12 protein-coding genes and 1 riboswitch are annotated in these 15,523 nt (G+C 56.2%); of the genes, 4 read left to right on the forward strand and 8 right to left on the reverse strand.

All coding sequences use genetic code 11. The annotated features are described in order from the left end of the window. Positions 1 to 7: 7 nt before the first annotated feature. Entirely contained in the window at positions 8 to 1,087 is a 1,080-nt protein-coding gene (locus D5270_RS12400; protein WP_166544406.1) for a carbamoyl phosphate synthase small subunit, read from the reverse strand. Positions 1,088 to 1,369: 282 nt separating this feature from the next. Between D5270_RS12400 and D5270_RS12405 the strand changes: the two genes are divergently transcribed. Both D5270_RS12405 and D5270_RS12410 read left to right on the forward strand, forming a co-directional pair. After that, the gene (locus D5270_RS12405; RefSeq protein ID WP_166544407.1) at positions 1,370 to 3,484 is read left to right on the forward strand and encodes a glutamine synthetase III family protein; all 2,115 of its coding nucleotides are present in this window, start codon (positions 1,370 to 1,372) and stop codon (positions 3,482 to 3,484) included. Positions 3,485 to 3,530: 46 nt separating this feature from the next. After that, positions 3,531 to 4,898 carry a GGDEF domain-containing protein gene (locus D5270_RS12410; protein WP_166544408.1) on the forward strand — a complete coding sequence of 456 codons (1,368 nt, stop codon included), beginning with the start codon at positions 3,531 to 3,533 and terminating at the stop codon, positions 4,896 to 4,898. 50 nt (positions 4,899 to 4,948) lie between these two features. Here D5270_RS12410 and D5270_RS12415 read toward each other — a convergent pair whose 3' ends face one another. After that, positions 4,949 to 5,551, reverse strand: a complete 603-nt coding sequence (locus D5270_RS12415) for an ECF transporter S component (RefSeq protein WP_166544409.1) — start codon at positions 5,549 to 5,551, stop codon at positions 4,949 to 4,951. A gap of 111 nt (positions 5,552 to 5,662) precedes the next feature. After that, positions 5,663 to 5,791: riboswitch (FMN riboswitch) on the reverse strand. 58 nt (positions 5,792 to 5,849) lie between these two features. On the opposite strand from D5270_RS12415, the gene D5270_RS12420 reads away from it, so the two are divergent. Then, entirely contained in the window at positions 5,850 to 7,346 is a 1,497-nt protein-coding gene (locus tag D5270_RS12420) for an NAD(P)H-hydrate dehydratase (protein WP_166544410.1), read from the forward strand. 77 nt (positions 7,347 to 7,423) lie between these two features. Continuing rightward, positions 7,424 to 8,974, forward strand: a complete 1,551-nt coding sequence (locus tag D5270_RS12425) for a putative ABC transporter permease (protein ID WP_166544411.1) — start codon at positions 7,424 to 7,426, stop codon at positions 8,972 to 8,974. Between the two features lie 48 nt (positions 8,975 to 9,022). Here D5270_RS12425 and D5270_RS12430 read toward each other — a convergent pair whose 3' ends face one another. The 6 genes from D5270_RS12430 to D5270_RS12455 all read right to left on the reverse strand — a co-directional run bounded on the left by D5270_RS12430 (position 9,023) and on the right by D5270_RS12455 (position 15,516). Further along, positions 9,023 to 11,164, reverse strand: a complete 2,142-nt coding sequence (locus tag D5270_RS12430; protein WP_442858607.1) for a glycogen debranching protein — start codon at positions 11,162 to 11,164, stop codon at positions 9,023 to 9,025. A gap of 59 nt (positions 11,165 to 11,223) precedes the next feature. After that, a complete protein-coding gene (locus D5270_RS12435) occupies positions 11,224 to 12,075 on the reverse strand; it encodes an aminoglycoside 6-adenylyltransferase (protein WP_166544412.1) in 852 nt (283 codons plus the stop codon). 84 nt (positions 12,076 to 12,159) lie between these two features. Further along, on the reverse strand, positions 12,160 to 13,428 hold the full coding sequence (locus tag D5270_RS12440) for an EAL and HDOD domain-containing protein (RefSeq protein WP_166544413.1): 1,269 nt from the start codon (positions 13,426 to 13,428) through the stop codon (positions 12,160 to 12,162). Positions 13,429 to 13,443: 15 nt separating this feature from the next. Next, complete coding sequence (locus tag D5270_RS12445; RefSeq protein WP_166544414.1) at positions 13,444 to 14,391, reverse strand: chemotaxis protein; 948 nt, start codon at positions 14,389 to 14,391, stop codon at positions 13,444 to 13,446. A gap of 17 nt (positions 14,392 to 14,408) precedes the next feature. Beyond that, complete coding sequence (locus tag D5270_RS12450) at positions 14,409 to 14,897, reverse strand: chemotaxis protein CheD (protein WP_161473291.1); 489 nt, start codon at positions 14,895 to 14,897, stop codon at positions 14,409 to 14,411. Further along, a complete protein-coding gene (locus D5270_RS12455; protein ID WP_202612390.1) occupies positions 14,890 to 15,516 on the reverse strand; it encodes a chemotaxis protein CheC in 627 nt (208 codons plus the stop codon). The genes D5270_RS12450 and D5270_RS12455 overlap by 8 nt, the downstream gene beginning before the upstream one ends. Positions 15,517 to 15,523: the final 7 nt, after the last annotated feature.

Below are 15,523 nucleotides of genomic sequence, written 5' to 3' on the forward strand. Positions count from 1 at the left end.
TCCACGGTCATTCCCCCATCCCGGCGAAAAACCTGTCAAAAAGCCACTCCGTATCCAAAGGCCCGGCGCAGGCCTCGGGGTGGAACTGGGTGGTAAAGGCATTGCAGTCGGTGTAGCGTATGCCCTCGCAGGTGCCGTCGTTTACGTTCACGTAGAGCTCACGGCCCATGTCCGCCGGTATGCTGCTGCCAACGATGGCGTAGCCATGGTTCTGGCTGGTTATATAGACCCGCCCGGTCTCCAAATCCTTCACTGGCTGGTTCTCGCCCCTATGTCCGTACTTCAGCTTCTCGCTTCTGGCTCCGTGGGCCAGGGCCAGGAGCTGGTGCCCGAGGCATATGCCGAACATGGGCTTGCCGAGCTTATATATCTCCTTCAGGTTTTCTATCAGCTCCACGTTCTCGGCAGGGTCCCCGGGGCCGTTGGAGAGCATAATGCCGTCTACATTCATCCCTGCCAGCTCCTTAGCTGTTGTGCCGCAGGGACAGACCGTCACCCTGGCTCCCCGCTTTACCAGCTCCTCCGCGATATTCCTCTTCATGCCGTAATCCATCAGGGCTATCTGTACTTTAGCGTCCTCGCCGCCCAGGACATATGGCTCCTTCGTGGAGGCCGCCCGCACCGCGCCGCTCACCTTATAGGCCTTTATAGCCTCGATATCAGCCTTGGTGGGGTCTGAGGTTATCATGCCGTTCATAACGCCCTTCTCACGAATCAGCTTTGTGAGCGTGCGGGTATCTATCCCCTCCAGGGCTGTCAGGCCCCTTTCTCTAAAAAAGGCGTCAAGACTGCCCTCTGAACGGAAGTTAGAAGGAGCTTGGCACCAATGCTTTACAATATATCCCCGGGGGCCAACCACATCGCTCTCGAAATCGGCGGGTATAACGCCGTAGTTGCCGATAAGGGGGAAGGTCTGAACCACGATTTGTCCCCAATAGCTCGGGTCCGTTATGGTCTCAAGATAGCCCGACATGCCGGTTGTGAAAACCACTTCCGCTGTCAGCTCCCCCGGGGCCCCAAACCTGCGCCCCTCAAAGACCCGGCCGTTCTCCAGCACAAGATAAGCTTTTTCGCCTGTACGCTCCATGCGCAACACATTCCTTTCCTTATAACCTTGGAGTCTTATATATCTCATATATTGTACAGGAAAAGCCGCCGGAGCGCAAGGGGTAATTTTCACTTTTTTAAGTCAGCCGTCTATTTGGGTAGTTGACAAATTCACAGCAGATTGATAAAATAGATATAAAAATAGGAAGGGCAGGCAGAGCCCAGTTTGAAATTCCGGGCGTTGAAGGGGTAACCTTTCTTCGCCCTCCTTCTTATAATGTCTTATAATGATATGAAACCCAATAGAAAGAGTGGTCTTTTTATGGCAAACTGTTCGGAAAACCGCAAGTCCGTCCCGGAGCTCTTTGGGAGCGCCGTCTTTAACGACGACGTGATGATGGAGCGGCTGCCCAAGGATGTGTACCGCTCCCTGCGCAAGACCATCGACGAGGGCAAGGACCTTGACCTGACTGTGGCCAATGCTGTGGCCTCGGCTATGAAGGACTGGGCCGTGGAGCTGGGCGCCACCCACTACACCCACTGGTTCCAGCCCCTGAACGGAATCACCGCCGAGAAGCACGACAGCTTTATCTCCCCCACCAGCGACGGCCGGGTGATAATGCAGTTTTCCGGCAAGGAGCTGATAAAGGGCGAGCCCGACGCCTCCTCCTTCCCCTCCGGTGGCCTTAGGGCCACCTTTGAAGCCAGGGGCTACACCGCCTGGGACCCCACCTCCTATGCCTTTGTAAAAGGGGACTCCCTGTACATACCCACCGCATTCTGCTCCTACAGCGGGGAGGTGCTGGATAAGAAGACCCCCCTCCTGCGCTCTATGGAGGCTCTCTCCAACGAGGCCGTGCGGGTGCTGCGGATACTTGGGGACGATAAGACCCAGCAGGTCATCACCACTGTGGGGCCCGAGCAGGAGTATTTCCTCATTGATAAGGAGCTCTATAAAAAGCGCCAGGACCTGATGTTCACCGGGCGCACCCTCTTTGGGGCCAGGGCCCCAAAGGGCCAGGAGCTTGAGGACCACTACTACGGGGCCATAAAGCCCAAGGTCGCCGAGTTTATGCGGGACCTGGACAAGGAGCTCTGGAAGCTGGGTGTCCTGGCCAAGACCAAGCACAACGAGGTCGCCCCAGCCCAGCACGAGCTGGCCCCAATCTTCAGCACCACTAATATCGCCTGTGACCATAACCAGCTGACTATGGAGGTCATGAGGAATGTTGCGGATAGGCACGGTTTAGTATGCCTTCTGCACGAAAAGCCCTTTGCCGGGGTGAATGGCAGCGGCAAGCATAATAACTGGTCCCTTCAGACCGACACCGGGAAAAACCTTTTGGAGCCGGGCAGGCGCCCCTGGGAAAACCTGCCATTCCTGCTTATCCTGGCTGCGGTTGTGAAGGGCGTTGACGAGTACCAGGACCTGCTGAGGATATCTGTGGCCTCGGCGGGCAACGACCACCGGCTTGGGGCGAACGAGGCCCCGCCGGCTATAATATCAATGTTCCTTGGGGACGACCTGACCGCCCTGCTTGAGGGGATTGAGGCCGGGAAGCCCTGCGGCAATACGGAGCAGAAGAAGCTGCAGACCGGCGTGCGGGTGCTGCCGGACTTTAATATGGACAATACCGACCGCAACCGCACCTCCCCCTTTGCCTTCACCGGAAATAAGTTTGAGTTCAGGTCCCTGGGCTCGGCACTCTCCATCGCCTGCCCGAATATCATGCTGAACACTATTGTCGCCGAGGAGCTGCGGCGGTTCTCAGAGGCCCTGGAGGGCCAGACGGATATGCCAAAGGCGGTGAACGCCCTGGTGCGCCATGTGGTGAGCGAGCATAAGCGCATTATATTCAACGGCGACGGCTACTCCGAGCAGTGGGTGCAGGAGGCAAGGCGCAGGGGGCTTTTAAACCTGCGCACAACTGTGGACGCCCTGCCAAGGTATCTGGACCAGAAAAACGTGGAGCTTTTCAAGCGCCACAGGATATACACCGAGGCCGAGATGGAGGCCCGGTATGAGACCATCATGGAGGAATATGTAAAGACCCTTAATATTGAAAGCCTCACAATGACCGCCATGGTGCGCCAGGAGATTTTCCCGGCGGTGAGCGGGTATATCTCAACCCTCGCAGAGGCTGTGGCGAACAAGCGCGCGGTGCTCTCCGGGCTGCCCTGCGCCGGGGAGTGCGGGCTTATAGAGAAGCTCTCCTCCCTGCTGGACCGGGCCTATGCCCAGGTGGAGGAGCTGGTGGACTGCCTCTGCGACTCCCGCTCCGGCAGCGCGAACATACTCACCGCCGCCACCCACTACCGGGACACTATAATCCCAGCTATGGAGCGCCTTCGCCTTACGGTGGATGAGCTTGAGCAGAACGTGGCCCGTGAGCACTGGCCCTATCCCACCTATGCCGACCTGATGTTCAGCATATAATAATAATTATTGGGTACGGAAGTCCAGCTTTTAGGAGTTGAGGAAAATGGAGACCGGGGAGAAAAAGAATAAAATCCGCCGCCTGAACGTCCGCTATGCTAATTTTTGCATAATGGGCCTGTCGGTGCTGCTGTATGCTGCGCTGCTCATAGTCAGCTTTCAGGCCGCCGGGGAGTACAGGGAGATGAAGGCCATTACCGACCTGTATGTCTCCTGCCAGGAGAACGCCGGGCTGGTGACGTCCGGCTCTGACTACCTTACAGAGCAGGTTCGGATGTTCACCTTTACCCTAAAGCCCGAGTATATGGATAGCTATTTCCATGAGATAAACGTGGACCGCCGCCGGGACCTGGCCCTGGAGCAGCTGGAGGGCCAGGCCGGTGAGACCGCCATGGGGTACCTGGGCAAGGCCCTGGACAGGTCGAACCAGCTTACGGAGCTGGAGATATACGCCATACGCCTTGCCGCCGAGGGCTCCGGGCTCACGGCACTGCCACGGGAGGTCCAGGAGGTTGAGCTTTTCCCGGGACATAAGGCCATGTCTTCTGAGGAGAAGATAGATTTAGCCCGGGAGAAGGTCTTCGGGGAAGAATATCAGGCAAAGAAGGCGCTGATAAACGACAACGTGGAGGCGTTTATTAAAGACGTGATGTCCGGCACCCAGTACCGCCAGAAGACGTCCATGGCGGATTTAAACCGGGCCATGACTACACAGCTTGTGGCGTTCAGCCTGCTGCTCCTTCTGAACATACTTATATTTGTGATGATATCCCTGCTGATAGTTAAGCCCCTTAAAATGTATGTAAGGTGCATACATGAGGACAGCCGCATGTCAGTGAGCGGGGCCTATGAGTTTAAGTATATGGCCCTAACCTACAACGACATATACGAGCTTGGCGCCGCCAACGAAATGCTACTGCAGCACAGAGCCGAGCACGACCCGCTCACGGGCATACTGAACCAGGCCGCCTTCGACCAGTTGAAGAACATGATGCGCCTGAAGCCCCGGCCCATTGCCCTGCTGCTTATTGATATCGATAAATTCAGCCAGATAAACCACGGATACGGGCATGACGCGGGCGATAAGGTGCTGAAGCTTGTAGCAAAGCTGCTGAAGGACTGCTTTAGGGCCTCGGACTACCCCGCGCGCATAGACAGCGACAAGTTTGCCGTCGTTATGGACGAGATGAGCCCTGAGAAGCAGGAGGCCGTCTGCCAGAAGGTCCGGGATATAAACCGCAGGCTGGCCCATCCGGGGGGCGGGCTGCCGCCGGTGTCCATCAGCGTGGGCGGGGCGTTCTCCCCCGGCGGCTTTACGGACCAGCTTTACATCCAGGCAGAGGAGGCGCTCCGCCTGGTGAAGGAGACCGGGCCCGGAGGGTACGAGTTCCATAAAGAGGATATTTCAGAGTAAAATTCAGCGGTTATCTGCCTTAAAATTTGCAGATAACCGCTCTTTTTTTATTATTTTGTGCCTTTTAAAATTGGCGAAATCCGCTTGTATATGAGGAAGGTGACCGCCGTGCTGAGAAGCCCCTTTACGAAGGTGAATGGTATATTAAACCATATAAGCGCGTCCCATAGGCTGCTCACATTGGGATTGATGGCCCGGTACATATCGAGTATCGCCTCCATGGGCATTACAAGACCATAGGCCGGGTAGACTATGAAATAGTTGCTGGGCAGGCTCAGAAGCGCCATTGCCGCGGCCCCTATAACCGCGCCTGTGAGCGCCCACAGGCGGGTCTTCTTCGCCCTGTAAATAATGCCCGCCGGCAGGACAAATGCCGCTCCCAAAAGGAAATTGCTCAACTCGCCTACGCCGCCTGTGCTGGTGGCAAAGAGGTGCACAAGGTTTTTAATAAGGCAGACGGATACTCCGGACAAGGGCCCCAGGCTGAAGGAGGCAATCAGCGCCGGAAGCTCGCTAAAGTCCAGCTGAAGGAAGCTGGGCATTAGCGGCACATGTACGCCAATGAACATCAGCGCCGAGGCTGCCGCCCCCAGCACCGCCGTGACCGCCAGGGCCCGGATGTTTACTCTCTTGACTTGACTTGCTTGCTCCATAATACCATGACCTTTCCTATAAATTTGCAAAGGCCTTTTCCGCAAAAAAATCCCCGGACGTAGAAACGCCCGGGGCTATGCGTCAGGAACAGGCGGCGGGAAATACACCGCCGCAGCCTTCTCTCATCCGGACTGTACCGTCGGTACCGGAATCACACCGGTTCAACGCCGCCGAAACCTGGCAGGCGCTCGCAGACTTTCACTGCCGGTAAGGAATTTCACCTTGCCCCGAAGACCTTTTGCTGCTATAATTATAGTATGTATTTGACGGATTGTCAAGAGCGGAGGGAGGGTGTTCATGAAGCTTTTTAGGAAAACGGAGATACAGGCGCTGGAGCAGGCCGGGGAGCGGGAAGGCGTCAGCCTCTCTGAGATGATGGAGCGGGCAGGAGCCTCACTTGCCCGGTTAGCGGTGGAATCCTGGGGGCTCCCCAATAGGGCGGCGCTCCTCTGCGGCAGGGGCAATAACGGCGGGGACGGCTTTGTCTGCGCCGTGGAGCTTGCCGGGATGGGAGTTAGCTGTACGGTAATCCTCCTCCACGGCGAGCCGGGGACTGAGCTCTCCAGGGCGGCATTTAACAGGCTCCCCGAGTCTGTCAGGGTGCTGGGGCCTGGAGCGGAAGCTGAGGCCGCCCTTAGGGAGGCCGGACTTATTGTGGACTGTGTGTATGGGTTTGGGTTCAAAGGCGAGCTGGACGGGGTATCCGCCGGGTACCTGAGGATAGCCAACGAATCCCGCTGCTATAAGCTTGCGGCGGACCTGCCCAGCGGGGCTGAGTGCGACAGCGGGCGCGCCTGCAGGGATACCTTTAAGGCTGATATTACCGCGGCCTTTACCGGGCTGAAGCCCGCCCATGTCAGCTATCCTGCGAAGGAGTTTTGCGGGGAGGTCAGGGTCTTACAGGTGGGTGTGCCGGGCGAGCTTACCGGGAAGGCCGAAACCCTTTGGGAGATAACCGGGCCGGAGCGCCTCTCTCCCCTGCTGGAATTGGCCGGGGCCCAGGCCCATAAGGGAAGCCGGGGGCGGCTTCTGATGGTATGCGGAAGCTGGGGCATGGCCGGGGCCTGTATTATGGCGGCCCGGGCGGCCCTTAGGTGCGGGGTCGGGTTGCTGGATATTGTGTGCGGGGAGCGGGTATACCCTATTATAGCCGGGGCAGTTCCCGAGGCTGTTTTTACAGTTATAGCCTGTGGGGACGGCGGCGGTGAGCTTCGCCGCGCCCTTAAAGCAGCTTCGGCCTGCGTGGTGGGCTGCGGGCTTGGGAGCGGGCAGGATGAGGTTATAAGGCGGGTGCTGGAGGAGTGCCCGGCGCCTTTGCTTATAGACGCCGACGGGCTGAACTTCTGCGCCAGGACCGGGTTTGACCTGAAAAGCCTTGCCGTGCCCCATGTGGTTACGCCTCACCCGGGGGAGGCCTCCCGGCTTCTGGGCAGGAGCGTGCGGCAGATACAGAGTGAGCGCATACCCGCCGCTTTTGAGCTCTCTGAGCTTACAGGCGGCACGGCGCTGCTCAAGGGGGCGGCTACGGTCATTGCCTCCCCTGATGGCAGGGCCGCCGTAAACCCCACCGGCAACCCGGGCATGGCTAAGGGCGGCAGCGGCGATGTGCTGGCGGGGATAGCCGGGGCATTCCTAGCCCAGGGGGCCGGCCCCTTTGAGGCGGCTGCGGGGGCCGCTTACCTACATGGGCTGGCCGGGGACATGTGCCGTGACAGGTTTTCCGAGAGGGGAATGCTGCCTACGGATATTGTCGGTATGCTGACGGAAATTATTAAGGATTTTGAAAGGCCTTAAGGGGTTTACAATTCGGTTATACTCTGTTAAAATAGTCTGAGTTTTAGGCGCATATCTGCCATACGGAGGACTGTTCTATGCTTTACACCTATCTCTACTGTTTCTTTATCTACGCGTTTTTGGGCTGGTGCGGGGAGGTGTTGTACGCGGCGGCTATAGAGAAGCGCTTTGTAAACCGGGGGTTTCTCAACGGGCCGGTATGCCCCATCTATGGCGTGGGGGTTGCGCTGATTGCCCTGTTTATGGGCCCCTTTGCGGAGAGCCCCCTAATGCTGTTTTTGGGCTCCATGATACTTGGCACAGCCCTTGAGTGGACGGCGGGATTTCTCCTTGAGAAGATATTCCACCAGAAATGGTGGGACTACTCCCACGAACCTCATAATATGAACGGATATGTCTGCCTGAAGTTCTCGGTGCTCTGGGGCTTTGCGGGGGCATTTGTGGTAAGGTTTATAGTGCCCTCTACCAGCAGCCTTGTACATCTGATGCCAAGGACCCTTGGCTGGGCGCTGCTTGCGGTGATGGGCGGGCTTATGGCGGCGGATTTGGCGGTGACAGTAGTTGCCATTATTGGGCTAAACCGCAAGCTGAAAATGCTGGAGCTGGTGGCGGCAAGGCTTAGAGAGGGCTCGAATAAGCTGGGCAACGAGCTCTACGGCAGGGCTGTGAGCGCAAAGAAGACCGCCGAGCTTTTGCAGCTGGACGCTGAGAAGCTCCGGGAGCGGTATGAGAAAAGCCTGCACTCAAACGTCCTGCACCGCAGGCTTCTGAAGGCCTTCCCCGACCTGAAGTCTTTAAGGCATAACGAGCAGCTTGAGGCCCTGCAGGAGAGCATAAATGTATTCGGCAGGGAATACCGGGACGCCATTGAGCGCAGGAACCAGGCGGCTATGGAGGCCTATGAGCCCCATCTAGAGGAGGGGCAGGAGAAGCCCTTTGCGTATATGATTTGCTATGAGAAGCTGTTCTGGATATTCATGTCGGGGAACATTGTGGGCTGTTTCCTTGAGACCGTGTACGCGCTGATACTCCCACCCCACCAGTTTGAGCTGCGTGTCAGCGTGGTGCTTGGGCCGTTTATACTGGTATACGGCTTTGGGGCTGTTGCCATAACCCTGTTTTTGCGCAGGATGTATAACCAGAGGGATGTTCTGATATTTATAGCCAGCATGATGGTGGGCGCGGCCTTTGAGTATTTCTGCAGCTTCTTCCAGCAGGCGGCCTTCGGCACGGTGTCCTGGGAATACAGCGACTCGGCCTTTAATGTGGGCGGGCGCACCAACCTTATGTACTCCATCTTCTGGGGGATACTTGGGCTGGTGTGGGTGAAGGACCTGTACCCGGTGGTGTCTAAAAAGCTTGAGCAGGTGCCGAAGAAGCTTGGGCGCGTGCTGACGGTGGTATTCACGGTATTTATGGCTGTTGACATGGCTGTGTCCGCCGGGGCGGTATACAGGCAGTATGAGCGGATGGGCGGTACGCCTGCCACAAATGCCGTGCAGGAGTTTTTTGACAGGGCCTTCCCCGACGAGGTGCTCCAGGTTATATACCCGCATATGCAGTACGTCGGCAAGCCTGAGCTTGTGGATAAGCTCAAGGATAACCAGGCAGTACCAGCGCCGGAATGAACATATAAGTACCCTCCTCAGTAAAATGAGGAGGGTACTATTATACGCTTAATGTCCCAGGAAAACAATCACGGAGCGGGGGCCTATGCGGAAGCTGCGGCTCTCGAAGCGCTGCGGGTGCTGCTCGGACTGCCAGGTGCTGCACACCATTTCCCAGTGCATGGATAGGGGCAGCTCGGGAAGGGTAACGTCCAGCTCTCCCCAGTAGGCGTTTGAGGCCACGTAGACTACCTCTGCCCCCATATCCCGCTCATAGCCGGCGAACATCACGCCTACATAGTGCTCGTCAGCAGTGAAGCCGTCATTCTTCCAGGGGGTGACGCCGTGGAAGCTCACGTCCGGGAAGCCCATGACCCCGCCGCTTAAATCAGCGCGCAGAACCCTGTGGGCCTTCCTGAAGGCTATCATATACTTGAAGAAGCCGAACATATCCCTGTATTTATCGAGCCTGCGCCAGTCCAGCCAGGAGGTGATATTGTCTTGGCAGTAGGCGTTATTATTGCCGAACTGGGTATTGCAGAACTCGTCTCCGGAGAGGAACATAGGGATTCCCCGGCTGCACATTAATAGGGCAAAGGAGTTTCGTATCATCCTAAGGCGCAGCTCGTTCACCTGGGGGTCGCTGGTCTCCCCTTCTGCGCCGCAGTTCCAGCTGTAGTTGTTCCAGGTGCCGTCGGTGTTGTTCCAGCCGTTTGCGTCGTTATGCTTGTCGTTATAGGCGAACAGGTCATACAGTGTGAAGCCGTCGTGACAGGTGAGGAAGTTTACAGAGGCGTTTTTCCGGCCCTTGGACTCGTATATGTCCCTGGAGCCTGATATCCGCTGGGCGGCAAGGTTTGCCGTACCGCCGTCGCCCTTGATATAGGCGCGCATATCGTCCCTGTATTTCCCGTTCCACTCGGCCCAGCGGTTCCAGGAGGGGAAGGTGCCCACCTGGTAGAGTCCGCCTGCGTCCCAGGCCTCGGCTATGAGCTTTACCCCGCCCAAAATCGGGTCAAAGGCCAGGGATTGCAGCAGGGGCGGCTTATCCATAGGCGAGCCGTCCTCATTCCGGCCTAGAATAGAGGCAAGGTCGAAGCGGAAGCCGTTTATGCGGTAGGTGGTGACCCAGTAGCGCAGGCAGTCCAGAATCATCTGGTGCACAATGGGGTGGTTACAGTTGAGGGTATTGCCGCAGCCGCTGAAATTGTAGTAGTAGCCCTCTGGGGTCAGCAGGTAGTAGATATTGTTGTCAAAGCCCTTGAAGGAGAAGAAGGGGCCGTGCTCGTTGCCCTCTGCGGTGTGGTTGAAGACCACGTCCAGGTAGACCTCAATGCCGTTTTCATTCAGCTCCCTGATAAGGCGCTTGAGCTCGTTGCCCTCACGGTTATGCTCGTTGGTGGCGGTATAGCTGGTGTTGGGGGCAAAGAAGCTGACGGAGCTGTAGCCCCAATAGTTATAGAGCTTATTGCCCTCGTGCTCTCTGTAGTCCTGCATTTCGTCGAACTCAAAGATTGGCATAAGCTCTACGGCGTTTACGCCAAGCTCCTTGAGATAGGGTATCTTCTCACGAAGGCCCTCGAAGGTGCCGGGGTTGGCGACCCCTGATGAGCTGTCCTTGGTGAAGCCGCGCACGTGGAGCTCGTAGATTATCAGGTCCTCGTTGGGCACCATCGGCTGGGAGAAGTTGCCCCAGTCAAAGTCGTTTTTCACTACCCTGGCCTTGTACTGCTGCATGCCCGGCTGGTTCTCCCCCCACTCCCTCTGGCCTGTGACGGCCTTGGCGTAGGGGTCCAGAAGGGGCTTGCTGCGGTCGAATATCAGGCCCTTCTTTGGGTCATAGGGGCCGTCCACACGGTAGGCGTACTCGAACTCGGCAATGTCCAGGCGGAAGACTATCATTGAGTACACGTTGCCTATCTTATAGGGCTCGGGGAAGGGTATCTCGCCGTAGGGATGGTCCTCGCCGGGATGGTAAAGGAGAAGGGTTATGGCGGTGGCCCCGTTTGAGTGTACAGTGAAGTTTACGCCGCCTGGGATGGCGGTAGCCCCGTTTATCTCGTAGAAGCCGGGGCGTATAGAGTATGTGACGCCGTTGCACTCGATAAAATCCAGTGGCGCCAGGTGGATATTGCTGGGCAGCTTCATGGCTGCCATGGTGTCTATCTTGTCAAGGGTATGCACGTCCAGGGGGCGGAGATTGTTTTCCATGGGGAAACTTCCTTTCGTGGCAATAAATATAGGCTATACCATATATTATATAAAGTTTTTTACTGATTTTCAAGTAAATTATTTAATATTTTCAGGGCAGACTGCTCGGCTTTTTCCGGGTAGGGATATTGCAGTGCCTCGGCACTGGCCCGGGCTAGGCGGCTGTACAGGTTCGCCAGGGCCCGCAGGGCTTCGGCTGTCTCCAGGCTGTCGTAAGTGGTGAAGCAGCCGCGAAGCCCCTCCCTTACGTCCTCCCCAGCCCAAAGCTCCAGCAGGCGTCCATTATGCCATACGTCGTAGTACATCGAATGCCGGCACTTCTCGCAGAGCTCTATCATTACCAGGAGAAGACTTGAGATGTAGCCGTTCACGCAGGCCACAGCAGTATAGAGCTCGCCGCGCCTTAGTTTCTTAGCGGCCCAGACAATGTGGAACCAGAAGTCGTTTACCGTGTTTGTATACTCCTGAAGGGACATGGGGCCTCCGAGTATGGGGGCCGGTGCGAATTTTAGGCTTTCTGCCGCGCCCATCCTGTCAAACAGCACCCTGCTCCCCCGGGCCAGGATACCGCCAAGCTCTCCGGCCCCTATGGCCCGGCTCAGCTGGCCGGGCGTGACTACGACGATATCCACGTCCAGTGAGCCCTCAAACAGTATACGTCGCTCCTTGGCTCCAGCCAGTGTCGGCTCTACAAAGGAGATGAGAGGGCTGCCTAGCCGGGATATGAGCGCATCCCCGCAGAGGTATCTCTCCGGCTCACTTGTGGCAAGTATCAGGTCCAGGTCTGAGAATTGGTCCGCAGGGGTCTGCTCCCGGGTCTGGGAGCCTATCTCGATTATCGCCTTTATGTCGCTGTCTGCTTCAGCCAGTTTTAAGAGCCGTTGCTTTATCTCTCCAAAACGCTCCGGCATACTGCCGCCCCTCCTATAAGTCAAATCCAAAACAATTCTGTATAGCAAAAATGCCCTCGGTATGAGGGCATAGAGCTGCTGTTATTATTGGGCTGCCTCCGGCATAGGGGGCTGCTGAGGCGAGATTATCTGCTTCCAGGTGGCATTCACCGACTCGGTGCAGTTGAAATAGACATTGGTGAGGGTATGGGCGGGAATGCCCAGCTCCTCGGCGTAATTGGTTATCTTTTCCCAGTCCGCCTGCTCATAGCTGAGCACCAAGTCGTACAGCTGACCGCAGCGGCCCTCGTGGAGCAGTATAGCCGACTTTATCTCCTCTGCAATGGGCACAGTGGAGAGTATCTCCTCCATTGGGGCGTCGATAAGGTGCTCAAGGGTGGAGAACATGCCCATTAGGTATGCGTCCGAGCGGGAGATGGGCATACCCTTTATGAAGCGCATAAGCTCACTGCAGAAGCTGGCGCGCATGAAGGAGACCTTCAGGAACTCCTCGGCGGTCTCGTCTATCTCGTCATTGGCGTTGGTGGTACTCAAAAGGTATATCCACTGCTTGAGCTGGGAAATACCCAGGCTAACCAGGGCCTGGCGAATCGTAGTTATCTTATTGGTGGTGAAGTACGCCGAGTTTGCCACGCGCAGAAGGCCGTATGTAAGGGTGGCGTCCATGGAGATAATCTGCTCTATCTCCTCCATGTCCGGCTCCTCCTTCACCACGGCTACCATGAGCCTGAAGAAGTTGCTCTGGAGATACCCGCTGGAGTGGGCCTTTGTAGCCAGCTGCTTTGCAACATAGCTGCCCTCCAGGGCGTACACGCCCAGCTCGATGGCGGCTTTATAAAGCTCCTCGTCATCGACGTTGGTAGCTATGACCTTCTTGTTCATGCTTCCGGCAAGGTTGACGATATTCTTTGCGCTTATAAGGTTTGTGGTCTTTACATTCAGCTTGATATAGTCGATAAAGTCAATCAATGACAGGTATCTCGGCGCAAACTGGAACTCGTTCACCGCAATCTTATAGCCGTCTCTGGCGTACTGCTGCACAAAACGCAGGGCAAGGGGATGTATCACCACGCTGTCATCTATCTGTATTACCAGGTTCTCCTTGGGGAACAGCGCAGGGGTCTTCTTCATCAGCAGGGTAGTGGTAAAGGTCATGAAATGCAGGGCGTCTGTCAGGGACTTCTCCACATTCTGCATAAGGAAGCTGTATACCGTGTCGGCTACGGCAAACTCGTTAGAGCTCTCGTCGCTGTTGCCATAGGCCTGGTTCTCCCCATAGTACAGCAGCTCGTATGCTACAATCTGGTTTTTATCATTCTTGACCGGCTGCCGGACGATGTATCTCTCTCTCATAATTTGTGACCTTCCTTACACCGCCGGGCGTTCTGCCTTGGCTTCCTTTTTCTTTTCAAGCAACACGTCCATTACATGGACCAGCTTGCCAATCTCGGGCTTGCTCATCTGCTCGTCGGCGCCCAGCTCCTTACCCTTAATGCGCATCTCCTCGTTTATCAGCGACGAGAAAATTATGAGGGGTATATGCTTCATATCCGGGTCGCTCTTCACAAGCTTTGTGAGCCTGTGCCCATCCATCTGGGGCATTTCAATATCCGTAACTATCAGGGCCGCCTGCTCATCAAGGGTCCCGTTTTTCTTGGCCTGGGACAGGAAGTTCCACAAATCATGCCCGTTGGGGAACATGCGCAGGTTTATGTAGCCGGCCTTATTCAGGCACTCCTGTATCATATGCGACAGGAGTATAGAGTCCTCAGCTACTAAAACAGGCACCTCGTTGCGCTGGCGCTCGCCCATCTCCTCTATCTCACTGACCTTTATAGATGTGGAGGGGGATATCTCCGCCACTATGCGCTCGAAGTCCAGTATGGTGACCAAGTCCTTGCCGCACTGGGCTATACCTGTGGCTACGCCGTCGTTGCCGCCGCTTATGGTGTTGTCAGGCTTCTGGATGTCCTTCCAGGAGACTGTGGCAATGCCCACCACCGTATGAATGCGGAAGGCCACGGTCATTTTGTTGAAGCCGGTAAGTATAAACAGGTCGTCGGGCTTGGGCTCATAATTATTCACACCCAGATATTTGGGGAGGTTTATGACCGTTATCACCTCTTCCCTGGGCTTGAAGATGCCCTCCACCGCCTCGTGGGTGTGGGGCATGAACTTCACCGGCTCTGAAATCATTATCTGCTGTACCTTGGCAACATTGATGCCGTAAAGGACTCCGTCAATGGAGAACTGCATTATTTGCATTTCATTCGTACCGGACTCCAGCAGTATGTCGTCGTTCATTACTATGGCCATTTTCCTGACTCCCTTCGTTACAGTATGATATCCTGTTTGCCGTAGCTCTTTATGGTAGCCTTGCCTGTTGCAGGGTCAAATGACAGCGTGCGCGCCACCGAGCCCCCTACGTCCTCAGCTATCAGCCGGATACCCTCGGCCTTGAGCACTTTATGTACGCTCTCAATATTCCTCTGCCCTATGTTCCCCAGGGCCCCTGAGCCGGACACCGCGAACATCTTGGCCCCTCCGGCCACCTTCGCCGTTATCCTGACTTTCCTGGCGCCCTTGGCCTCCATCTGCCTGAGGGTCTCGCGTATGCCGGTATCCGCGTACTTCATTGTGTTGGTGCGGCCTGCCTCCATGTTCAGCGGCAGCATTATATGTATCATTGCAGCCAGCCGCACATTTGGGTCCAGGAGGCATATTCCACAGCAGGAGCCCAGCGCGTATGTGATGAGCTCGTTGCCCTGGTTTGTCATCTTCATGTCTGCAATGCCTATAACTAATTTAGAACTGTTAGCCATCTTCCACGCCCAGCTTTCTCAAAAGGAAATTGAGTGACCTGATATCGGGGGACAGTATCAGGCGGCAGGGCAGCTCGTGTCCGTCGCAGGAAAAATTACCCCCGATGGCCATAAGATAATCAGACTGCCCGCCGTACTCGGCCATGGGCACCGTCAGTATCGCGCCCTGCATGTCAACTGTCAGGCAGGGCACTGTGAGGTCCACCTTTATGTCCGCTAGGTTTGACATGGCGTTAATAAACGTGGATATCATGATGTTTCCAACCTCCACCAGGGCGGAACGCTCAAGCTCAGCCAGCTGGCTGTAGTCCTGGATGGAGACGGATAGCATACGCTCAAGGATAATATTTATAAACTCAAGGGGCTGCACTGAGAGCATTATGCCGTTAATCTGACCGCCGATGTGCACCAGCACTCCGGCTGTCACCGGCTCGGGGCCGCCTATCCAGTCAATGGCCTCGTTGAACTCCATAATGCGTACCTCGGGCAGGGTGATATGCACCGGGCAGCCCAGCATACCGGAAAGTGCCGTAGCCGCGTTGCCGGTGCCTATACTGCCTATTTCCCTGAGGGTGTCCATCTCCAGGCTGTTAAGTTCCTGGTAGTTTTTTATTGTCATCCGATTA

The sequence above is a fragment of the Acutalibacter sp. 1XD8-36 genome (assembly GCF_009917525.1).
In the GTDB taxonomy this organism is placed as follows: domain Bacteria; phylum Bacillota; class Clostridia; order Oscillospirales; family Acutalibacteraceae; genus Acutalibacter.

Bases quoted from the DNA above. Each gene is read 5' to 3' on its own strand.
- D5270_RS12400 (WP_166544406.1), bottom strand. From the start codon at position 1,087: ATGGAGCGTACAGGCGAAAAAGCTTATCTTGTGCTGGAGAACGGCCGG.
- D5270_RS12405 (WP_166544407.1), top strand. From the start codon at position 1,370: ATGGCAAACTGTTCGGAAAACCGCAAGTCCGTCCCGGAGCTCTTTGGG.
- D5270_RS12410 (WP_166544408.1), top strand. From the start codon at position 3,531: ATGGAGACCGGGGAGAAAAAGAATAAAATCCGCCGCCTGAACGTCCGC.
- D5270_RS12415 (WP_166544409.1), bottom strand. From the start codon at position 5,551: ATGGAGCAAGCAAGTCAAGTCAAGAGAGTAAACATCCGGGCCCTGGCG.
- D5270_RS12420 (WP_166544410.1), top strand. From the start codon at position 5,850: ATGAAGCTTTTTAGGAAAACGGAGATACAGGCGCTGGAGCAGGCCGGG.
- D5270_RS12425 (WP_166544411.1), top strand. From the start codon at position 7,424: ATGCTTTACACCTATCTCTACTGTTTCTTTATCTACGCGTTTTTGGGC.
- D5270_RS12430 (WP_442858607.1), bottom strand. From the start codon at position 11,164: ATGGAAAACAATCTCCGCCCCCTGGACGTGCATACCCTTGACAAGATA.
- D5270_RS12435 (WP_166544412.1), bottom strand. From the start codon at position 12,075: ATGCCGGAGCGTTTTGGAGAGATAAAGCAACGGCTCTTAAAACTGGCT.
- D5270_RS12440 (WP_166544413.1), bottom strand. From the start codon at position 13,428: ATGAGAGAGAGATACATCGTCCGGCAGCCGGTCAAGAATGATAAAAAC.
- D5270_RS12445 (WP_166544414.1), bottom strand. From the start codon at position 14,391: ATGGCCATAGTAATGAACGACGACATACTGCTGGAGTCCGGTACGAAT.
- D5270_RS12450 (WP_161473291.1), bottom strand. From the start codon at position 14,897: ATGGCTAACAGTTCTAAATTAGTTATAGGCATTGCAGACATGAAGATG.
- D5270_RS12455 (WP_202612390.1), bottom strand. From the start codon at position 15,516: ATGACAATAAAAAACTACCAGGAACTTAACAGCCTGGAGATGGACACC.